This is a genomic window from Flavobacterium sedimenticola (genome assembly GCF_030053345.1).
Classification (GTDB): Bacteria; Bacteroidota; Bacteroidia; order Flavobacteriales; family Flavobacteriaceae; genus Flavobacterium; species Flavobacterium sedimenticola.
On the sequence record NZ_JASGBP010000008.1, the window covers coordinates 73,289 to 91,558 of the forward strand.

At 40.4% G+C, this 18,270-nt stretch carries 16 protein-coding genes; 8 read left to right on the plus strand and 8 right to left on the minus strand.

The window, feature by feature from the left end; genetic code table 11:
* Window positions 1–2: 2 nt before the first annotated feature.
* Window positions 3–1,358, plus strand: a complete 1,356-nt coding sequence (locus QHT84_RS11520; RefSeq protein ID WP_283239721.1) for a UDP-N-acetylmuramate--L-alanine ligase — start codon at window positions 3–5, stop codon at window positions 1,356–1,358.
* A gap of 8 nt (window positions 1,359–1,366) precedes the next feature.
* On the opposite strand, the gene QHT84_RS11525 is transcribed toward QHT84_RS11520, so the two are convergent.
* Window positions 1,367–1,975: a DUF1287 domain-containing protein gene (locus QHT84_RS11525; RefSeq protein ID WP_283239722.1), complete on the minus strand. Its 609-nt coding sequence runs from the start codon at window positions 1,973–1,975 to the stop codon at window positions 1,367–1,369.
* A gap of 50 nt (window positions 1,976–2,025) precedes the next feature.
* Here QHT84_RS11525 and radC point away from each other — a divergent pair, with 50 nt between their 5' ends.
* From radC to QHT84_RS11540, 3 genes are read left to right on the plus strand one after another with little or no spacing between them, the layout of a single operon-like run.
* The gene (radC, locus tag QHT84_RS11530) at window positions 2,026–2,715 is read left to right on the plus strand and encodes a RadC family protein (RefSeq protein WP_283239723.1); all 690 of its coding nucleotides are present in this window, start codon (window positions 2,026–2,028) and stop codon (window positions 2,713–2,715) included.
* Window position 2,716: 1 nt separating this feature from the next.
* Window positions 2,717–3,400, plus strand: a complete 684-nt coding sequence (locus QHT84_RS11535) for a YjjG family noncanonical pyrimidine nucleotidase (RefSeq protein ID WP_283239724.1) — start codon at window positions 2,717–2,719, stop codon at window positions 3,398–3,400.
* A 1-nt stretch (window position 3,401) separates the two neighbouring features.
* The gene (locus tag QHT84_RS11540; protein ID WP_283239725.1) at window positions 3,402–4,169 is read left to right on the plus strand and encodes a hypothetical protein; all 768 of its coding nucleotides are present in this window, start codon (window positions 3,402–3,404) and stop codon (window positions 4,167–4,169) included.
* 10 nt (window positions 4,170–4,179) lie between these two features.
* Here QHT84_RS11540 and QHT84_RS11545 read toward each other — a convergent pair whose 3' ends face one another.
* A complete protein-coding gene (locus QHT84_RS11545; protein WP_283239726.1) occupies window positions 4,180–5,457 on the minus strand; it encodes a replication-associated recombination protein A in 1,278 nt (425 codons plus the stop codon).
* A 228-nt stretch (window positions 5,458–5,685) separates the two neighbouring features.
* Between QHT84_RS11545 and QHT84_RS11550 the strand changes: the two genes are divergently transcribed.
* Window positions 5,686–6,450, plus strand: coding sequence for a rhomboid family intramembrane serine protease (locus QHT84_RS11550; protein WP_283239727.1), 765 nt, complete (start codon window positions 5,686–5,688; stop codon window positions 6,448–6,450).
* A gap of 129 nt (window positions 6,451–6,579) precedes the next feature.
* Here the strand turns inward: QHT84_RS11550 and rlmB are convergent, their stop codons facing one another.
* From rlmB to QHT84_RS11580, 6 genes are all read right to left on the minus strand, one after another.
* Window positions 6,580–7,323, minus strand: coding sequence for a 23S rRNA (guanosine(2251)-2'-O)-methyltransferase RlmB (gene rlmB, locus QHT84_RS11555; protein ID WP_283239728.1), 744 nt, complete (start codon window positions 7,321–7,323; stop codon window positions 6,580–6,582).
* Between the two features lie 68 nt (window positions 7,324–7,391).
* On the minus strand, window positions 7,392–7,892 hold the full coding sequence (locus QHT84_RS11560) for a lipid-binding protein (protein WP_283239729.1): 501 nt from the start codon (window positions 7,890–7,892) through the stop codon (window positions 7,392–7,394).
* An 18-nt stretch (window positions 7,893–7,910) separates the two neighbouring features.
* The gene (locus tag QHT84_RS11565; protein WP_283239730.1) at window positions 7,911–8,636 is read right to left on the minus strand and encodes an immunoglobulin-like domain-containing protein; all 726 of its coding nucleotides are present in this window, start codon (window positions 8,634–8,636) and stop codon (window positions 7,911–7,913) included.
* A 10-nt stretch (window positions 8,637–8,646) separates the two neighbouring features.
* A complete protein-coding gene (locus tag QHT84_RS11570; RefSeq protein ID WP_283239731.1) occupies window positions 8,647–10,095 on the minus strand; it encodes a SusD/RagB family nutrient-binding outer membrane lipoprotein in 1,449 nt (482 codons plus the stop codon).
* 10 nt (window positions 10,096–10,105) lie between these two features.
* Window positions 10,106–13,282 (minus strand): SusC/RagA family TonB-linked outer membrane protein, encoded by a 3,177-nt coding sequence (locus tag QHT84_RS11575; RefSeq protein WP_283239732.1) that lies wholly within the window; start codon window positions 13,280–13,282, stop codon window positions 10,106–10,108.
* A gap of 97 nt (window positions 13,283–13,379) precedes the next feature.
* Window positions 13,380–15,047, minus strand: coding sequence for a BamA/TamA family outer membrane protein (locus QHT84_RS11580; RefSeq protein WP_283239733.1), 1,668 nt, complete (start codon window positions 15,045–15,047; stop codon window positions 13,380–13,382).
* 181 nt (window positions 15,048–15,228) lie between these two features.
* On the opposite strand from QHT84_RS11580, the gene rpsL reads away from it, so the two are divergent.
* The 3 genes from rpsL to fusA are packed head-to-tail and all read left to right on the plus strand — an operon-like array spanning window position 15,229 to window position 18,265.
* Window positions 15,229–15,609, plus strand: coding sequence for a 30S ribosomal protein S12 (rpsL, locus tag QHT84_RS11585; protein WP_035129761.1), 381 nt, complete (start codon window positions 15,229–15,231; stop codon window positions 15,607–15,609).
* Window positions 15,610–15,633: 24 nt separating this feature from the next.
* A complete protein-coding gene (gene rpsG, locus QHT84_RS11590) occupies window positions 15,634–16,110 on the plus strand; it encodes a 30S ribosomal protein S7 (protein WP_283239734.1) in 477 nt (158 codons plus the stop codon).
* A 10-nt stretch (window positions 16,111–16,120) separates the two neighbouring features.
* On the plus strand, window positions 16,121–18,265 hold the full coding sequence (gene fusA, locus QHT84_RS11595) for an elongation factor G (RefSeq protein WP_283239735.1): 2,145 nt from the start codon (window positions 16,121–16,123) through the stop codon (window positions 18,263–18,265).
* The last annotated feature ends 5 nt before the right edge of the window (window positions 18,266–18,270 follow it).

Sequence of the window (18,270 nt, forward strand, 5' to 3'; positions counted from 1 at the left end):
TCATGCGAACACATTTTATAGCCATTGGCGGTGCAGCCATGCACAACTTAGCCTTGGCCTTACACCATAAAGGATATCATGTTACCGGTAGCGACGATGCCATTTTTGAACCCTCCAGAACGCGTTTGGAAAAAAGAGGATTGCTGCCAAACGAAATGGGTTGGTTTCCCGAGAAAATTACCTCCGATATCGAAGCTGTTATACTCGGCATGCACGCCAAAGCCGATAATCCCGAATTGCTGAAAGCACAGGAGTTGGGACTCAAAATTTACTCTTATCCCGAGTTTTTATACGAACAATCCAAAAACAAGACCCGAGTGGTTATTGGCGGTTCACACGGCAAGACTACCATTACTTCGATGATTTTACACGTGATGCATTATCATAATATCGAAGTCGATTATATGGTGGGGGCCCAATTGGAAGGTTTTGATACTATGGTGCATCTGACGCACGATAACGATTTTATCGTTTTGGAAGGTGATGAGTATTTGTCGTCACCTATTGATCGCCGGCCGAAATTTCATTTGTACCAACCCAACATCGCTTTGCTCTCCGGAATTGCCTGGGATCATATCAATGTGTTTCCCACATTTGAAAATTATGTAGCGCAATTCGAAATTTTTGTCAATCAAATTACCAAAGGCGGCATTTTAGTGTATAACGAAGAAGATGTAAATGTCAAAAAAGTAGCTGAATCCTCAACGAATACCATACGCCGTATTCCGTATCAAACACCAAGTTATACGGTAAAAGATGGTGTCACCTTGTTGGATACACCCGAAGGACTGATGCCTATTGAAGTATTCGGAGCGCATAATCTCAACAATTTGGCCGGTGCCAAATGGATTTGCCAAAATATGGGTGTCGACGAAGCCGATTTCTACGAAGCCATTGCCAGTTTTAAGGGCGCTTCCAAGCGTTTGGAAAAAATAGCTGAAAGTAAGGATAAAGTGGCATACAAAGATTTTGCCCATTCACCCAGTAAAGTTTCGGCTACGACCAAAGCCGTCAAAAATCAATATCCGGACCGAAAATTGGTAGCCTGTTTAGAGTTGCACACCTACAGTAGTTTGAATGCCGAATTCCTCAAAGAATACGAAGGAGCACTCGATGCAGCTGATGTGGCTGTGGTTTTTTATTCGCCCGATGCGGTAAAAATTAAGCAATTAGAAGAAGTCACTTACGATCAAATTGCACAATCCTTCAAAAGAGACGATTTGATTATTTATACGAATCCCACTGCGTTTAAAGACTTTTTGTTTTCATATGATTTGAACCACTCGGCTTTACTCTTGATGAGTTCGGGAAATTACGGCGGGTTAAACTTTGATGAGGTGAAAGGGTTGATTTCTTAATTTTCAAATTATTTTTGGTATTTAAAATGCCCCACAATAGGATAGCGAAACAAGCAATCTTCTAAGACTTGCCCATTGCCTACATTATGCACCAGCATCGGATTGCCGTTGGGTGATTTTTTGTGTGTCACAATCCCAATATGCGGTAATTTTCCATTAATGAGCCACGTTACCATGTCGCCGGTTTTGTAATCGGCTGCTTTTTGTGTTACGGCCAGCTTTTGTCCTTTTCGGGTAAAAAAGATTTCTAAATTAGGTACTCTTCGATGGTCAATATTGGTGTCGGTTTTTGACATTCCCCATTTTTTAAGATTGGGATATTCCGAGAAATGGGCTTTCATATCTTCATGTACTTCCTTTTGCAAATCGATACCTAGTTTTCGGTAGGTTCGAATCACCACATCAGTGCAAACGCCGGTTTTAGCCGGAACATCGCCATTAGGATAAGGAATCGCCACATAGTTGGGCGTATACACGACCTCGGGATCAATGATGGATAGCGCTGCCACCGAGAGTCGGGTTTCAAAACAATCCGGAAGACTAACCGTTTCGTCTTTTTCTTTTTGACTGCAAGTTAAAAATGTAAGTAAAATTAGCGAAAAACAAAAACATTTCATACTTTTAAGGTTTAGTAACTAACGAATAATCTTTCTTTTTAGTATTTATTTTGGAGCAAAATTTTTCCATAAAACAGTGGTCAGAAGACGATAAGCCGCGCGAAAAGCTTATGCTTAAAGGCAAAGCTGTTTTGAGTGATGCCGAACTCATCGCTATTTTGATTGGATCGGGCAGTCGGAATGAAAGTGCTGTTTCGCTCAGCAAACGAGTCTTGGCCAGTGTTGATCATAATTTGAATGCTTTAGGAAAAGTATCGCTCCAACAATTGATGTCATTTAAAGGGATAGGTGAGGCCAAAGCCGTAACCATAGCGGCAGCTCTGGAATTAGGTCGACGTCGCAGAGCGGAAGACGTTGTCGATTTACAAAAAATAACGTCGAGTAAAGCGGTTTTCGAAATCATGCAACCCATCATTGGCGAATTGCCGCACGAGGAATTTTGGGTGTTGTACCTCAATAACTCTAATAAGGTCATTTACAAAGCACAGCTGTCTAAAGGCGGCATTACCGGTACCGTAGTAGATATCCGATTGCTCTTCAAAACCGCGTTAGAAAAGGGCGCCACTTCGATTATTTTGGCACACAATCATCCTTCGGGAAAATTAATGGCGAGTGATGCCGACAAAGACATTACTAAAAAACTTAAATTTGCCGGAGATCAGCTCGATATCAAAGTACTCGACCATGTTATCATAACCGAGAATGGGTATTGGAGCTTTCAGGACGAAGGGATTTTTTAGCATGAAACACATCACCGATATTTTTTTTGACCTCGATCATACGCTTTGGGATTTTGATGCCAATTCGGTTTTGGCTTTTGATAAAATCTTCAAAAACCATCACCCAACTATTGATACCCGGGTCTTTATTGAAATTTATGCCCCCATCAATCAGGCGTGTTGGAAATTGTACCAAGTAGATAAAATCACACATGAAGAATTGCGTTATCAAAGGCTAAAGCAATCTTTTGATGCTATGAATTACAGTATTTCGGATGAGGCCATTAATCAAATTGCGCACGACTATATCGAATATTTGCCCGAAAACAACCAACTTTTTGACGGCGCGATTGACATTTTGGAATACTTGTCACCGAAATACAATTTACATATCATCACCAATGGTTTTGCTGCCGTTCAGGAAAAGAAAATTAAAAATTCGGGTTTAGCCTCTTATTTTAAAACGATTACCAATTCGGAAATGGCCGGAGTCAAAAAGCCGCATCGGAACATATTTGAATTTGCCTTATCTTTGGCTGAAGTCCAAAAGGAAAACGCGTTGATGGTTGGCGATTGCATCGAAGCCGATGTTCGCGGGGCTCTGGATTTTGGCATGCAAGCCATCTTATTTGACGAGAAAAAAAATCACCCTACAGAGGATATTTTGGTCATTTCTCATTTAACCGAATTAAAAAATATTTTATAAAATGAAGAAGCTTTTATTGTGTTTGTTGTTTTTGTTGCCGTTCGCTGGGTTTGCTCAAAGCATCAATGATTACCAATATGTTATTGTGCCGGCCAAATTTGATTTTTTAAAGGTTGCCGATAAGTACAGATTGAATACTACATCCAAGCTTTTGCTCGAAAAATACGGGTTTAAATCGTTTTTGAGTACCGATACCTTACCGGCCGAGGCCACACAAAATCGCTGCGCTATACTGTATGCTTCACTTTCAGAAGATAATAGTTTTTTTGCTACCAAGATAAAATTGGTATTGAAAGATTGTACTGAAAAAGTTGTTTTTGAAACCGATTTCGGGAGCAGTCGGGAAAAAGATTTCCACGTGGCGTACAATCAAGCATTGCGAGAAGCATTCAAATCCTTCGACCGAATAAATTACAAATATAACGGGAAACAGTATATGGGCAAAAGTGAGACTAAAACAGCCGATCCTGTTGCCGTAACTGGTGTAGCCGAAGTTAAATCGGTTGCCTCCGCTTCAGTTCCCGTTGCCGAGCCGCTTCAAGTTGCGAGTTCCGTGGCATTGTATGCGCAACCCATTACCAACGGATTCCAATTAATCAACACCGAACCTAAAGTGGTGTATAAAATCTATACGACTTCGGTTAAAGATTTCTTTATCGCGACCAAAGGGGAACTACACGGTGTTTTCTTTGCCAAAGGGAATAGCTGGTTTTTTGAATACTATCAAGACAATCAACTTATTTCAGAAAGCGTGGCCGTGAAGTTTTAAATAACCGTTACTAATACCCGTATTTATCCTTCCAGCGGTTTTTGAGAAACGTCCGCATTTCGTTTTCCCGCGCATTGCTTCCGGGTTGGTATAATGCCGTATTTTTAATTTCATCCGGCAGGTATTCCTGTTCCGAAAAGTTATTGGCGTAATTATGAGAATATTGGTATTCTTCGCCATAACCCAGTTCTTTCATCAGTTTGGTCGGTGCGTTGCGCAAATGAATCGGCACCGATAAATCGCCGGTTTGTTTTACCAAAGTCTGGGCTTCACCAATCGCCATATAGCTGGCATTGCTTTTGGGTGATGTCGCCAAATAAATGGCGCACTGACTCAAGATAATGCGGCTTTCTGGATAGCCAATAGCAGACACCGCCTGAAACGTATTATTGGCCATAATGAATGCTGTTGGATTGGCATTGCCGATGTCTTCACTCGACAAAATCAACATCCGTCTCGCAATAAACTTTACGTCTTCGCCACCTTCAATCATGCGAGCCAGCCAATACACCGCACCGTTAGGATCACTGCCGCGTATCGATTTGATAAAAGCCGATACAATATCGTAATGTTGTTCGCCGGTTTTGTCGTACAACACGGTGTTTTGTTGTACCAATTCCAATACTTTGTCGTTGGTGATGGTAATTTGACCTTCAGGGCTGGCGTTTACGACCAGTTCAAAAATATTTAAGAGTTTGCGTCCGTCGCCTCCCGAAAGTCGCAATAACGCCTCGGTTTCCTTTAATTGGATTTTTTTGGCCGACATGACTTTGTCTTCCGTCATGGCGCGGTGGAGCAACGCCAATAAATCGTCTTTGGAAAACGGATTCAGTACATATACCTGACAACGTGACAATAATGCGGGAATCACTTCAAAACTCGGATTCTCGGTGGTGGCGCCAATTAAGGTGACCCAGCCTTTTTCTACGGCCGCCAATAATGAATCTTGTTGCGATTTACTGAAACGGTGGATCTCATCAATAAACAAAATCGGGTTTTTGGCGGTAAACAAACCGCCGCTTTGCTTTGCTTTTTCAATGACATCGCGCACGTCTTTCACACCGCTGTTAATGGCGCTCAATTCGTAAAACGGACGCTGGCTTTGTTTGGCAATAATTTGCGCTAAGGTTGTTTTCCCGGTACCGGGCGACCCCCAAAAAATCATGGACGGAATGATACCGCGCGCTATTTGTTGGGTCAACGAACCGTTTTCGCCCACCAAATGCAATTGGCTGATATAGTCTTCTAAACGTTGCGGCCTGATGCGTTCGGCCAAAGGTGCTTCCATGCTGTAAATTTAGGCTATTTTTTTAATTGTCCCATGGCGCTTGTCGAAATGTTGAAGCCAATCGGTTGGGCATTTTTTAACCCTTTTTCCCGCTTTTGGCGCTACACGGTAGCGCTGTCAATCGGGGCTAAGACAATCTTTTGGATTTTTCGTTCTTGTAACTGACAAATTAGCATTACTTTTAATTTGGCTGTGTTTTTGACAAGTCTATAGCTTTAAAAGAAACTCATGAACGATTACCATCATTTTAAGTTTACGCCTTCGGTTTGGATAGTGCCCGGCTTGTTGCTGATGCTCATTTGGACGGTTTTCTTGGTAGAGCACAGTCTTCCTGTCGATTTGAGTTCACACGGGATATTCCCCAGAACCCTGCCGGGATTGCAAGGCATTGTTTTCAGTCCGTTTTTGCATGGCGATATACATCACATTACCAATAATTCGATTCCGTTGTTTATACTGACCACCGCGCTAATTTATTTTTACCGCGACATATCGTTAAAGGTGTTGTTTTACGGGATATTGCTCTCGGGTTTGATTACTTGGATTATCGGTCGTGATTCGTTTCATATTGGTGCCAGCAGTTTGATTTACGTATTGGTTTCTTTTATTTTTTTTAAAGGCATGATGACGCAATACTATCGTTTGATGGCGTTATCGCTAACGGTAGTGCTGTTATACGGTGGTATGGTTTGGTATGTATTTCCCGAAGTTGATGCCGCCATTTCCTGGGAAGGTCATTTGGCCGGACTCATCACCGGTTTTGCTTTTGCGGTAGTATTTAAAACCCCCGATTACAAAGAGTCGATACAGTACGATTGGGAGAAACCCGATTTTAATCCGGAAAACGATGTGTTTATGAAACATTTTGATGCCCACGGGAATTTTGTCAATACGCCCAAACCGGAAGAGCTTGCTGAAGAAACACCACCTGCCGGCGTTCATTATATTTACCATTATAAAAAAGCGACCGACGATAGCCCATCAGACGAATAGCCGGCTTATTAGCCCCGATTGCAGCGAAAATACAAAGTCCCGCCTGAGCGGGACTTTGTATTGTAACGGAAAGCGGGAATAGGGTAGACTGATAGCTCCCAAACCCTTCGCTTCTTATAAGCGTATGCTTTAATCAGCGGCGTGTCGTTGACGTACCGCTTCGTAGAGAAACGCGCCGCAAGCCACAGAAACGTTGAGCGAACCAATGGTGCCGAATAGGGGTAGTTTGGCTTTTTCGTCTACAATTTTCAGCACCGACGGGTTGATGCCGCGGTCTTCGCTGCCCATGATGATAGCAACAGGTTCTTTTAAGGAAGTGGTGTAAAGGCTGTCCTCGGTTTTTTCGGTAGCCGCTACGGTTTTGATGCCGCTGCCCTGCAGGTAAAATATGGCGTCTTTGATGTGGTCGACTTTGCAAATCGGAACGTTGAAAACCGCACCGGCTGACGTTTTTACGGTATCGCCGTTAACGGGAGCGGATCCGGTTTTTTGTACTATAATCCCATCCACACCCGTGCATTCCGCGGTTCGGATAATGGCGCCGAAGTTTCGGGCATCGCTGAGTTGGTCGAGAATCAGGAACAGTGGTGTTTTGCCACTTTCGATGACGCTTTCGACCAGCGTTTCTAACTTCACAAAGCGGATAGGTGCGATGGTGGCTACGGCACCTTGGTGGTTATTAGGCGTGAGTCGGTTTAATTTTTCGGCCGGAACATAACTAAAGTTAACACTGTTTTTTTTGAGTGTTTTGAGCAGTTCAGTCATCAGTTCGCCATGCGCATCCGATTGCAAAAAAACTTTATCAATTTCTTTACCGGCGTTTACGGCTTCGATGATGGCTCTGATGCCGAAGATTTGATTTTCTTTATCCATGGCGCAAAGATATAAAAAAACCACCAGCGAAAGCCGGTGGTTTTAGGGTTATCAAACGGATAGATTTCTTATAATTCATCTTCTAAGAAACCGGTTCTTTTGTGACCGGCAAACTTGTATACAGTTCCGGGATCCCAATCGAATTCGGCTTCAAAGTAGATACTGTCTACTACGTGACCGCCAAAAGATTCAGCAGCATTTTTCAAAATCTTACCATTGGTAACAGTTACCGTTCCGCCTGTGTAAAGCTCAGGAGAGTCGGGTTGTCCGGCAAAAGTAAGGGCATTGAAATCCAGCGCTTGAACTTTGGTTTTAATTTCCATCCAACTGTCATGGTCATCAATCCAAAAGTTTTCATCATTGGAAGATGCATTGTACGTGGAAAAAAGGTTGTAATCACCACCAAAAGCAGGAGTTACTCCATCCGGTTCAAGAGCAATAATATGCCAATCGCCGGCAAATTTTTGCGTTGCAGTTCCGCCCGGATTGGGATCTCCACCTTCGTCACATGAAGTGAGTGTTAAGGCCAGAAATAGGCTCAGGAATAAACTATTTTTTAAAATTTTCATTTTTCTCATCATTTAAAATTATAAAACAACTTTAGTCATCGTAACCACGAACGTAAATCCGGCATCCCAAGTAGTGGTATACGATAAAGTATTTGCACTTGGGTTAGCAGTTAGACCTGACATTACAGCAACACCTCCAAAGGCACCCACACCAAAGCTGGGGATAGGTGCAAAATTATTGGTTGGAATATCATTGGCAGTAATGGTTACGGGTCCTGCAGCATAGTCAACACCATAAGCCCTTCCAATGGCATAGTAACCGCCGATACCGTCAGACATGCCGTAGGTACCATCGGTATTTCTCCATACCAAAACATATTCCATGTTGGTATATTGCGCACTTGACACACCATTACGAACTACGGTAGACTTGTACAAACCGGCTATACTGGTTGTCAAATCACTGTTTTCATAAACGATAACGGTTCTGGCTACAGCTCCAGAAAACCCGTCTTGATTTACAGCTGAATAGATGATGCGGTAAATATCAACTACATTAGTGTCAACAGTTGTGCCTCCTCTGAAATCGCCGGAAACAGTTGTTGTATAAGGAATATCTACTCCACCTTCAGTGGCTGTAATTCCCGGATCAGTAAAACTACCGCCTTTTTGAACATAAATGACTTCATCTCCAATAAGGGTTAATTCAGGATAGTATGTAACTCTCGATACATCTCCTGTAGAATCTTCTGAACACGAAACAGTCAGAAGACCTGCGACTAAAAATAAAAATATTTTTTTCATATGCTTTTTTTTAATTTACATCCCACCAAACAGGTTGGATAACACCAACCAAACTCGGTGCATTAGGGTTTCTTGTTGTAACTGTACTAGGGAAAACCATTCTTTTAGGGAACTGTCCTCCTGTAGTTCCGTTAACGGAATAGGCAAAAGTACCCGGAACATAAGCTGAATTACTTTGGGGAACCGGTGATACGGATGGATATCCGGTTCTATTGTGTTCAAAGAACATTTCGAAACCGTTTCCAGGGAATCCTGAAATCCATTTTTGAGTAATGATAGCTTTTAATTTGTCGGCAAATGTTCCTGCTGCCGGATACTCATATGCTCCGCCAGACGCGACAAATGTGCTTCCTGTGGTTCCGAAGCCGTACTTGTTGAATGATTCAACAACACCCGCGTCATATTTCGCTTTAGCTCCAACTCCGGAAGCATATCTTTCCAACGCTTCAGCTTGCAAGAACAAACTTTCTTCTTTGCTCATAAAATATACTGCTGTTGTTGGCTCTAAGTGAACTACAGACACAGATGAAGACCCTACAGTGCTGTTGAAATCACCTTGATTTAAAGGATTTCCGGGATTGTAGTATTCTGCCTTTCTGGGATCGTTGTTTTCGGTAAAGAAAGAGAACAAAGTAGTACTGGCTCTTAAATTGGTAGCCACATTTAATTGTCTTCTGTCGCTTTCATACAAAGGATTACTTTTGCTTGGCGCATTTTCAAAACCACCCAGAGCAGCATCGGTATTCAAGAAAGTAACGCCTGAATTTAGTAATGCTGTAATTCCTGCTTGCGCAATAGCCGGTCTAGCTTCGGTTTGTCTCATGTATACTTTGAGTAAAAGAGTGTTGGCAAAAGCAGTCCAATTAGACATGTTACCACCAAAAATTAAATCATCAGTACCCGGAGCATCACCTGAAGATGTTGATAAATCTTTAGATAAAGCATCTTGTAAATCGGAGGCTAATAAGTCATATACCTCTTGACCGGTATTGAAATGCGGAGTCAGGATATTTACATTATTCGCTTCTGTGTAAGGAATTTGGTCGTACATGTCAGCCATGATTTGTGACGCATGCACTTCCATGGTAGTGGCAATAAGGTAATAATTCCAATTTTCTTGATTGGCAGCTAACCTTTTTACATTTCGGATATCCCCTAATGCGTCATACATGGCAGTCCATCCACCGGTGTAATCGTCAGTTCCTATAGAGTAATCATCTACCTCTTTGTATTGGTTAGCTGAATTACTTTGTGTCCAATACTGGCTCCAAAAACCTCCTACAAGGGCGTAATACGATCCTTGAGCACCAGCTACTCCGACAATTCCTGCAGGAAGTTGTGTTTTCAAAGAAATACTTCCGGGACTAAGATTGTCCGGATCTCTGTTGATGTCAAAATCTTCATCACTACAAGACGAAAACATTGATAAAGTTGCGATTAATAAAAATATTTTTTTCATAGTTTGTTTTTTAGAATGAAAGCTTCATAATTGCACCATAACTTCTTTGAGAAGGATTAGCTCCAAATTCGCCGAATTCGCTTAACAAATCGTTGCCATAAGTAGTTACCTCAGGGTCAATGTAAGGGTTGTCTGCCGGAGTCCACATAAACAAGTTTCTACCATAAACTCCCAAAGAGAATTTAGTTAAACCAAGTTTTTTAACAAAACTGTCTTTTAAGTTGTAATATAAACTTATATCTCTTAAGCGGATAAATGTTTTGTCTATTAAGTGGTCTTTTTCTATACCCGGGTTGTTGGTTGTATTACCCCAGAAGTTTGTGATGTTTTCAAAACTGATTGGAGTAGTATTTTCAGAGTAAGTACCGTCACCATTATCAATTACTGAGTTAGGAATGATAAATGGATTTCTGTCATTGTAAGTTGTTTCGATACCGTTACCAACGAATCCTGATAAACGTTTGGTGTAAGAATACATTTTACCTCCTTGTTTCCAATCAAATGCAAAATTTAAGGTTACATTTTTGTATTTGATAGAGTTTTGTAATCCCATAACAAAGTCTCTTTGAGAGTTCCCTAAATATTGGAGGTCTTCAGAAACAACATAGTAACCTGTATCAGGGTTTACGACATATTGTCCTGCATCGTTTTTGAGCGGTGCGCGGCCATAATAGGCGCCTAACGGTTGGCCTACTTCAGCAAAGAAAGAGATGCCATAGGCAGAAGCCAATGCTAACTTATCACCTCCCATAACTTTGGTCATTTCATTTTGGTTTTTGGAGAAAGTCCAATTCAAATCCCAAGTGAAGTTATCGGTTTTTACCGGAGTTATTCCTAATACAATCTCAATACCTCTGTTTTGTAAGTCACCGATATTTGCAGTCTGTCTTGTGTATCCGGTAGAGGGGTCAATAGGAGCAGAAGCAATTAAATCTTTAATTTTGTTAATGTAATAAGAGAATTCTAAATTAACTCTTTTCTTAAAAAAACTTGATTCAAAACCAACTTCCCATTCCGTTTTTCGTTCAGGTTTTAACTCAGAATTCCCCAGCAAAGCATCAAGTTCGTAGTAATTAACTCCTCCGAAAGGGGCAGTAATTACACCAAAATTGGCTGCAGCAGAACCACTAACAAGTGAGGATTCTGTTTGATAAGGACCAGTATCATTTGCCACTTCCGACCATGCTGTTCTCAATTTGAAATAATGTGTGCCATTGTCAAGGAGTATAGTACTTAATGAAGCTGCAGGATAGTAGTAAGTTTGATTTTTAACCGGAAGAGTGGAAGTTACATCTCTTCTGGCACTCAACGTTAAGAATACTTTTTCGATATATGATAATTCTGCTTGTGCGTATAGACCAAAAGTTCTTCTTATTGAATTGCCTTGAGCTACTTCTATTCTATTTGGACTATTCGACAATTCATAATAGTTAGGAACATCTAAACCTGTCACACTGGCAAACAGAGAATTAACTTCTCTTTGATTGAAGTTGACACCAATCAACGAGGTAAGTCTTAATTTGTCAGAGAATTTTTTATCATAATTTAAGTTAAAATATGTATCAAACTCTGTATTAGTACTACTACCTTCGGTAACACCACCGGCAACCGGAATTGTTCCGGCCTCATCTTGTGCAGAATTAGGCAGGTAGTTTACAATAGCTCCATAACTTTTAACATTTTCAGTTCTTACGTTACCGCCAATCTGCCAAGTAGCAGAAAATTCATTATTGAGCTTTTTAAACAAATTTACATTACCAAAGAAGTTATGACTCGTTAGCTTGGTTGAATTTTCATTTATTACAAAGTAAGGATTACTTGCGTATGGCGTAAAATAATAGCTAGGGTTATTGAAAGGGTTATTAGTATAATCTTGTAGGTCAACAATACTAACGTCTCTTGGTATTTGCAGCAATTCCTGTATCATAGTTGCTCCTTCACCTGCCTCATCACCTTGTCCGGTATTTACGGCATATTGCTCTCTATTCGTATAGTTTAAGCTTAATCTAATGGCTGATTTTTCATTTTTCAGACCTCCGTTAAAGGTAAGAGCCCTTTTCTGGAATGAATCTGCATTTGTAGGGATAACCCCGTCATTTTGAGTGTTAGTAAATCCAAATGAGAAATCTGAAAAGTCACTACCTCCACTAACATTGACACTGTTGTTGTACATCGTGCCCATTTCAAAAAAGTCTTTGTAATTATCTTCAAGGACTGAATAAGGTTTTATTTGTTGAGAATTGTTGTAAACAGTCCCCCATGGTCTGATTTCTCCGTTGAATGCAGGGCCCCAAGAACCGTTTTCGTTACTTGGACCAGGGCCTGAAGCTAATTGAGAGTAACCAAGACCATTCCATCCTTGGCCAAATCTATTTTGTAAGTGTGGAACACGTGCCACTTCACTCAACTCAATTGTAGTAGTGTAATCAACATTGATTTTAGATTGGTTTTTTCCTTTTTTGGTGGTGATAATAATTACCCCTCGACCTGCTCTTGAACCATATAAAGCAGTTGCTGCAGCACCTTTTAAAAAGGTGATTTTGTCAATGCTGTTGGGATCAAGATCATTGATTGCAGTACCTCCATCATATGACCTCGTTGTTGAGGTGCTTCCAGAAAAGTTTGAATTAATAGGTGTTCCATCAACTACATACAAGGGTTGGTTACTACCTGTAATTGTACCAAATCCTCTCACAATAACTTTAGAAGAGGCACCAGGTTGATTAGGAGCTGAAATATCTACCCCTGCAATTTTACCGGAGAGCGATTCTAAAGGGTTGTTGGTGGTGACGCTGGTAATCTGTTCAGAACCAATCGTTGCGGCCGCATATCCCAACGCTTTTTTCTCTCTTTTGATACCCATGGCAGTAACAACTACGCCTTCAAGTTCAACAGCATCATCTTTAAGGGTAACATTGAGTTGTGTTGTTGAAGCGACAACTTCTTGTGTTTTCATTCCAATAAAGGTGAAAACCAATACCTGAGTTGAGGAAGCCTTGATAGAGTACTTTCCGTCAAAATCAGTCTGTGTTCCCGTGTTAGTTCCCTTAACAAGAACATTCACTCCAGGAATAGGTAAACCAGAGCCGTCTTTGACCACTCCGTTAACCACCCTCTCTTGTGCAAATGAAATTTGCACCAATAACGCTATGAATAGCGTTAAGAATCCATTTAACTTTGTTTTCATTATTTAATTTGGTTATAATTAGTTAATCAAAAGTCTTAAAAAAATCTTAAAAAACCTAATTATGACTCACTAATTTTAGCGTTAAAGTTGTAAAATTTCAGAAGTAAGCTTTCAGGGATAATTGGACAATGGAATTAGACAACTTGACGGTCTGATTTTTTGTACTTCCGTTGGCGTAAACCAAATTGAATAATCCGTTTTTGGATAGAAAACCTAAGCCTAAACCAAGGCCTAAAAGGCTTTCGTCGGAATTCAATGTTCGGTCTTGTAGTAAAGCATAATCGACTACCGAGTGTACATAAACGGTTGGAGACAAAACATAGCGGTATTCTGTCAGGATAGAGGTAAACAGGTTGCCTTGCAAACTATTTTCGTTAAACCCGCGAATGGAATTAATGCCTCCAAAACGATATAGCTCGTTAGTGATGTAATTGTTGCTTTTGAGGTAGCTGTTTTGGCTTTTGATACTGATGATGTTGTTCGGATTCAGGTAAAAATTGTGTTTTATGTTTAAGGATACAAAAAATTGAGTATCCGTTATCAAAGTGGTTTTTCTTGAACCGGTCCCTAATTTGATACTGCTATTGGTTTTTTCCGGAAAAAGAAGATCGTCTGTTTTGAAGTCGGTGTATTCAAAAGTGGTTGTTAGAAATGTGTTTTCAAAGTCGCTTAAAACAGTTGAATTTGTGTTTTGAATGTCGCTCGATTCGGTTGATTGATAGCCCAGATACAATCGGGTGTTGTAGTTAAAAAAATAACCTACTTCTAGGGCGGTTCTGGTGTTTTGAAAGGTGCTGTCTTGTTTAAAAATATTGAGCTCTGTTTTTATTCCTATTGGACTTTTAAAAATATAAGGAACATCAACGGCTAAATTGAATGTTCTTTGGTTTTGGCCGTCACTTTTCCAATACAGCGAAAATCTTTCGCCTGAATTTAAAGCATTGTTCAGTACCAAATCGACATAACCACTCACTACGGTATTTTTATTATCGTCATTTGTGAGTCCGATATAGCCGTCAAAAGTATTGGCTTTTGCTTTTTCCAAATACACAAAAACTTTTGTGGAGTCTTTGGTAAAAAGTATTTCAGGATATTTTATTTGCTTGACAAATCTGAATTTTTCAAAGTCGGTATTAATCTTTTCCAGGTTTCTTTGGTTGAACGTTTTGTTTCGGTATAATCGAAGAATATTCTTTTTGTGTCCTGCCGGAAATTTGTCATATCCGTTGATGACAATGTCGTTGAGGTTGCGTTTTAACTCTTGACTGATTTCCAAATCGGCTACAAGCTGTTTTTTGCGTTTTTCGATGTGAGTTAATTTGACTTTGGTTGTAGCAAAACCATCGCTTTCGCATTTTCGGAGGACGGCTTCTAAAAAAGCGCTTGTTTGATGGTAAGGAAGTGTTACGGTGTCGTTTTTCAGTGAGTAATATTCCGGAATGTTTTTTTGCAAATCTATACCTATATATATGCGCGCATAATTTATTGGCTCGCCAAGGTCAAAAGTAAACGCATAAATGCTGTCATTTTCTATACGATAGCTTGCGGTTTTACAGTCGATATAGCCTGCATTAATCAGCTTTTCATTTGCAATATTGCTTTCGTTGAATACCGATTTGACGTTTTGGTGTTTTTTGATGTAAGTGATGCTGTCAATAACTTTGGTTTCTTGACTGTTTGAACCGGCTATTTTCAGATAAAAATTTTGAGCAGTAATCTTTCCGCCGGCAAGCATAAAAAAGAAGAGAAGAAAGTATTTTTTCAACTTAAATTTTGTTTGTCTCAAAAATAACGTAAAAAAACCTTTTTTATTGCCGATAATCGGGTGGAAAAACAATTTGTTTGAAAATTAATTAATTACGATTTGTTTCAATAAAAATAATTACTACATTTGCAACCCCTAAAAAAGGGGATTTTAATAACATAAAGAAATTTAGTATTTAATTATGCCAACAATTCAACAATTAGTAAGAACAGGAAGAGCTCAGATCACTAAGAAGAGTAAATCGGCTGCTTTAGATTCTTGTCCTCAAAGAAGAGGGGTTTGTACGCGTGTTTACACTACTACACCAAAAAAACCAAACTCAGCGATGCGTAAAGTGGCTCGTGTGCGTTTGACTAATGGTAATGAGGTGAATGCTTACATTCCTGGAGAAGGACACAATCTGCAAGAGCACTCGATAGTATTAGTGAGAGGCGGAAGGGTAAAAGATTTACCGGGAGTTAGATACCACATCGTTCGTGGTGCTTTGGATACGGCTGGAGTTAACGGTCGTTTACAAAGAAGATCTAAGTATGGTGCAAAACGCCCTAAAGACAAAAAGTAATTTAAAAACTTTTAAAGAAAAGACATGAGAAAAAGACAGGCCAAAAAAAGACCTCTTTTACCGGATCCAAGGTTTAACGACCAATTAGTAACACGTTTTGTAAACAACTTAATGTGGGATGGTAAAAAATCAACTGCTTTTAAAGTATTCTATGATGCTATTGATATCGTGGAAACTAAAAAGAATAATGACGAGAAATCGGCATTAGAAGTATGGAAAGATGCATTAACCAATGTAATGCCTCACGTAGAAGTTCGTTCACGTCGTGTGGGTGGAGCTACTTTCCAAATCCCTATGCAAATCAGACCTGACCGTAAAATTTCTATGGCGATGAAATGGATGATCCTTTACGCTCGCAAAAGAAATGAAAAATCAATGGCAGGTAAATTAGCTTCTGAAATCTTAGCTGCGGCTAAAGAAGAAGGTGCGGCTGTTAAAAAGAGAATGGATACTCACAAAATGGCAGAAGCAAATAAAGCGTTCTCTCACTTCAGATTTTAATACGTAAGAAATGGCTAGAGATTTAAAATTTACAAGAAATATTGGAATTGCAGCTCACATTGATGCTGGTAAAACTACCACTACTGAGCGTATCTTATTTTATACCGGAAAATCACACAAAATTGGTGAGGTTCACGATGGGGCAGCTACCATGGACTGGATGGCACAAGAGCAAGAAAGAGGTATTACCATTACTTCTGCAGCAACTACTTGTGAGTGGAATTATCCAACAGTACAAGGGAAATTGACTCCGGATTCAAAACCATACCACTTTAATATTATCGATACCCCGGGACACGTTGACTTTACGGTAGAAGTAAACCGTTCGTTACGTGTATTGGACGGATTGGTTTTCTTGTTCTCTGCGGTTGATGGTGTTGAGCCTCAATCTGAGACGAACTGGAGGTTGGCTGACCAATATAGAGTGCCTCGTATGGGATTCGTGAACAAGATGGACCGTCAAGGAGCTAACTTCTTGAATGTGTGTCAGCAAGTTCGCGATATGTTAAAATCAAATGCAGTGGCTATCACGTTACCTATTGGTGATGAGGCCGATTTCAAAGGAGTAGTTGACTTAGTGAAAAACCAAGCTATTGTTTGGCATGACGCTACGCAAGGAGCTACTTTTGATATCGTTGACATCCCTGCTGACATGGTAGACGAAGTGAAAGCGTACCGTTCTATCTTGATTGAAGCAGTAGCTGAGTACGATGAGAATCTATTGGATAAATACATGGAAGATGAAAACTCTATTACAGAGGAAGAAATCAACAATGCATTAAGAGCGGCTACTATTGATATGGCTATCATTCCGATGATTGCCGGTTCATCATTCAAAAACAAAGGTGTTCAATTTATGTTGGATGCTGTATGTAAATATTTGCCTTCTCCGTTAGACAAAGAAGGTATCGAAGGAATCCATCCTGATGATGCTGACTTGTTGGAAGAAGATCAAACCAAAATCGTTCGTCGTCCTGACGTAAAAGAGCCTTTCGCGGCTTTGGCATTTAAGATTGCTACCGATCCTTATGTTGGTCGTTTGGCGTTCTTCCGTGCTTACTCAGGTCGTTTGGATGCCGGTTCTTACATCTTGAACACCCGTTCAGGTCAAAAAGAGCGTATCTCTCGTATCTATCAAATGCACGCTAACAAGCAAAACCCAATCGAGTATATCGAGGCCGGTGATATCGGAGCTGCTGTTGGATTTAAAGATATCAAGACCGGAGATACCATGTGTGACGAAAAGCACCCAATCATTCTTGAATCTATGAAATTCCCTGATCCGGTAATCGGTATCGCTATCGAGCCTAAAACCAAGGCTGACGTAGATAAAATGGGTATGGCTTTGGCTAAATTAGCAGAAGAAGATCCAACGTTTACCGTTAGAACTGATGAAGCTTCAGGTCAAACCATCATCTCGGGAATGGGTGAGTTACACTTAGACATCTTGGTAGATCGTATGAAACGTGAGTTCAAAGTGGAAGTAAACCAAGGGGAACCACAAGTAGAATACAAAGAAGCGTTTACCAAAGCGGCACAACACAGAGAAGTATACAAAAAGCAATCCGGTGGACGTGGTAAGTTTGGTGACATCGTATTCCGTTTAGAGCCTGCAGACGAAGGGTTTATCGGTTTACAGTTTGTTAATGAGGTAAAAGGAGGTAACGTTCCTAAGGAATATATTCCTGCTGTTGAGAAAGGATTTAAAGAAGCTATGAAGCAAGGTCCTTTAGCCGGTTATGCCGTAGATAGTTTGAAAGTTACTTTGTTGGACGGATCGTACCACCCGGTAGATTCGGATGCACTTTCTTTCGAATTGGCTGCTAAAATGGGTTACAAAGAAGTAGCAAAAGCTGCAGGCGCCGTAATCTTAGAACCAATCATGAAAATCGAAGTAATCACTCCGGAAGAAAACATGGGTGATATCGTAGGAGATTTGAACAGAAGAAGAGGTCAGGTAAATGACATGGGTGACAGAGCCGGTGCTAAAACCATCAAAGCGAATGTGCCACTTTCTGAAATGTTCGGTTATGTTACTACTTTAAGAACATTGTCTTCAGGTAGAGCAACATCAACAATGGAATTCTCTCACTACGAGCAAACTCCTTCCAATATTTCGGATGAAGTAATTAAAAAAGCAAAAGGTAACGCTTAATTTTT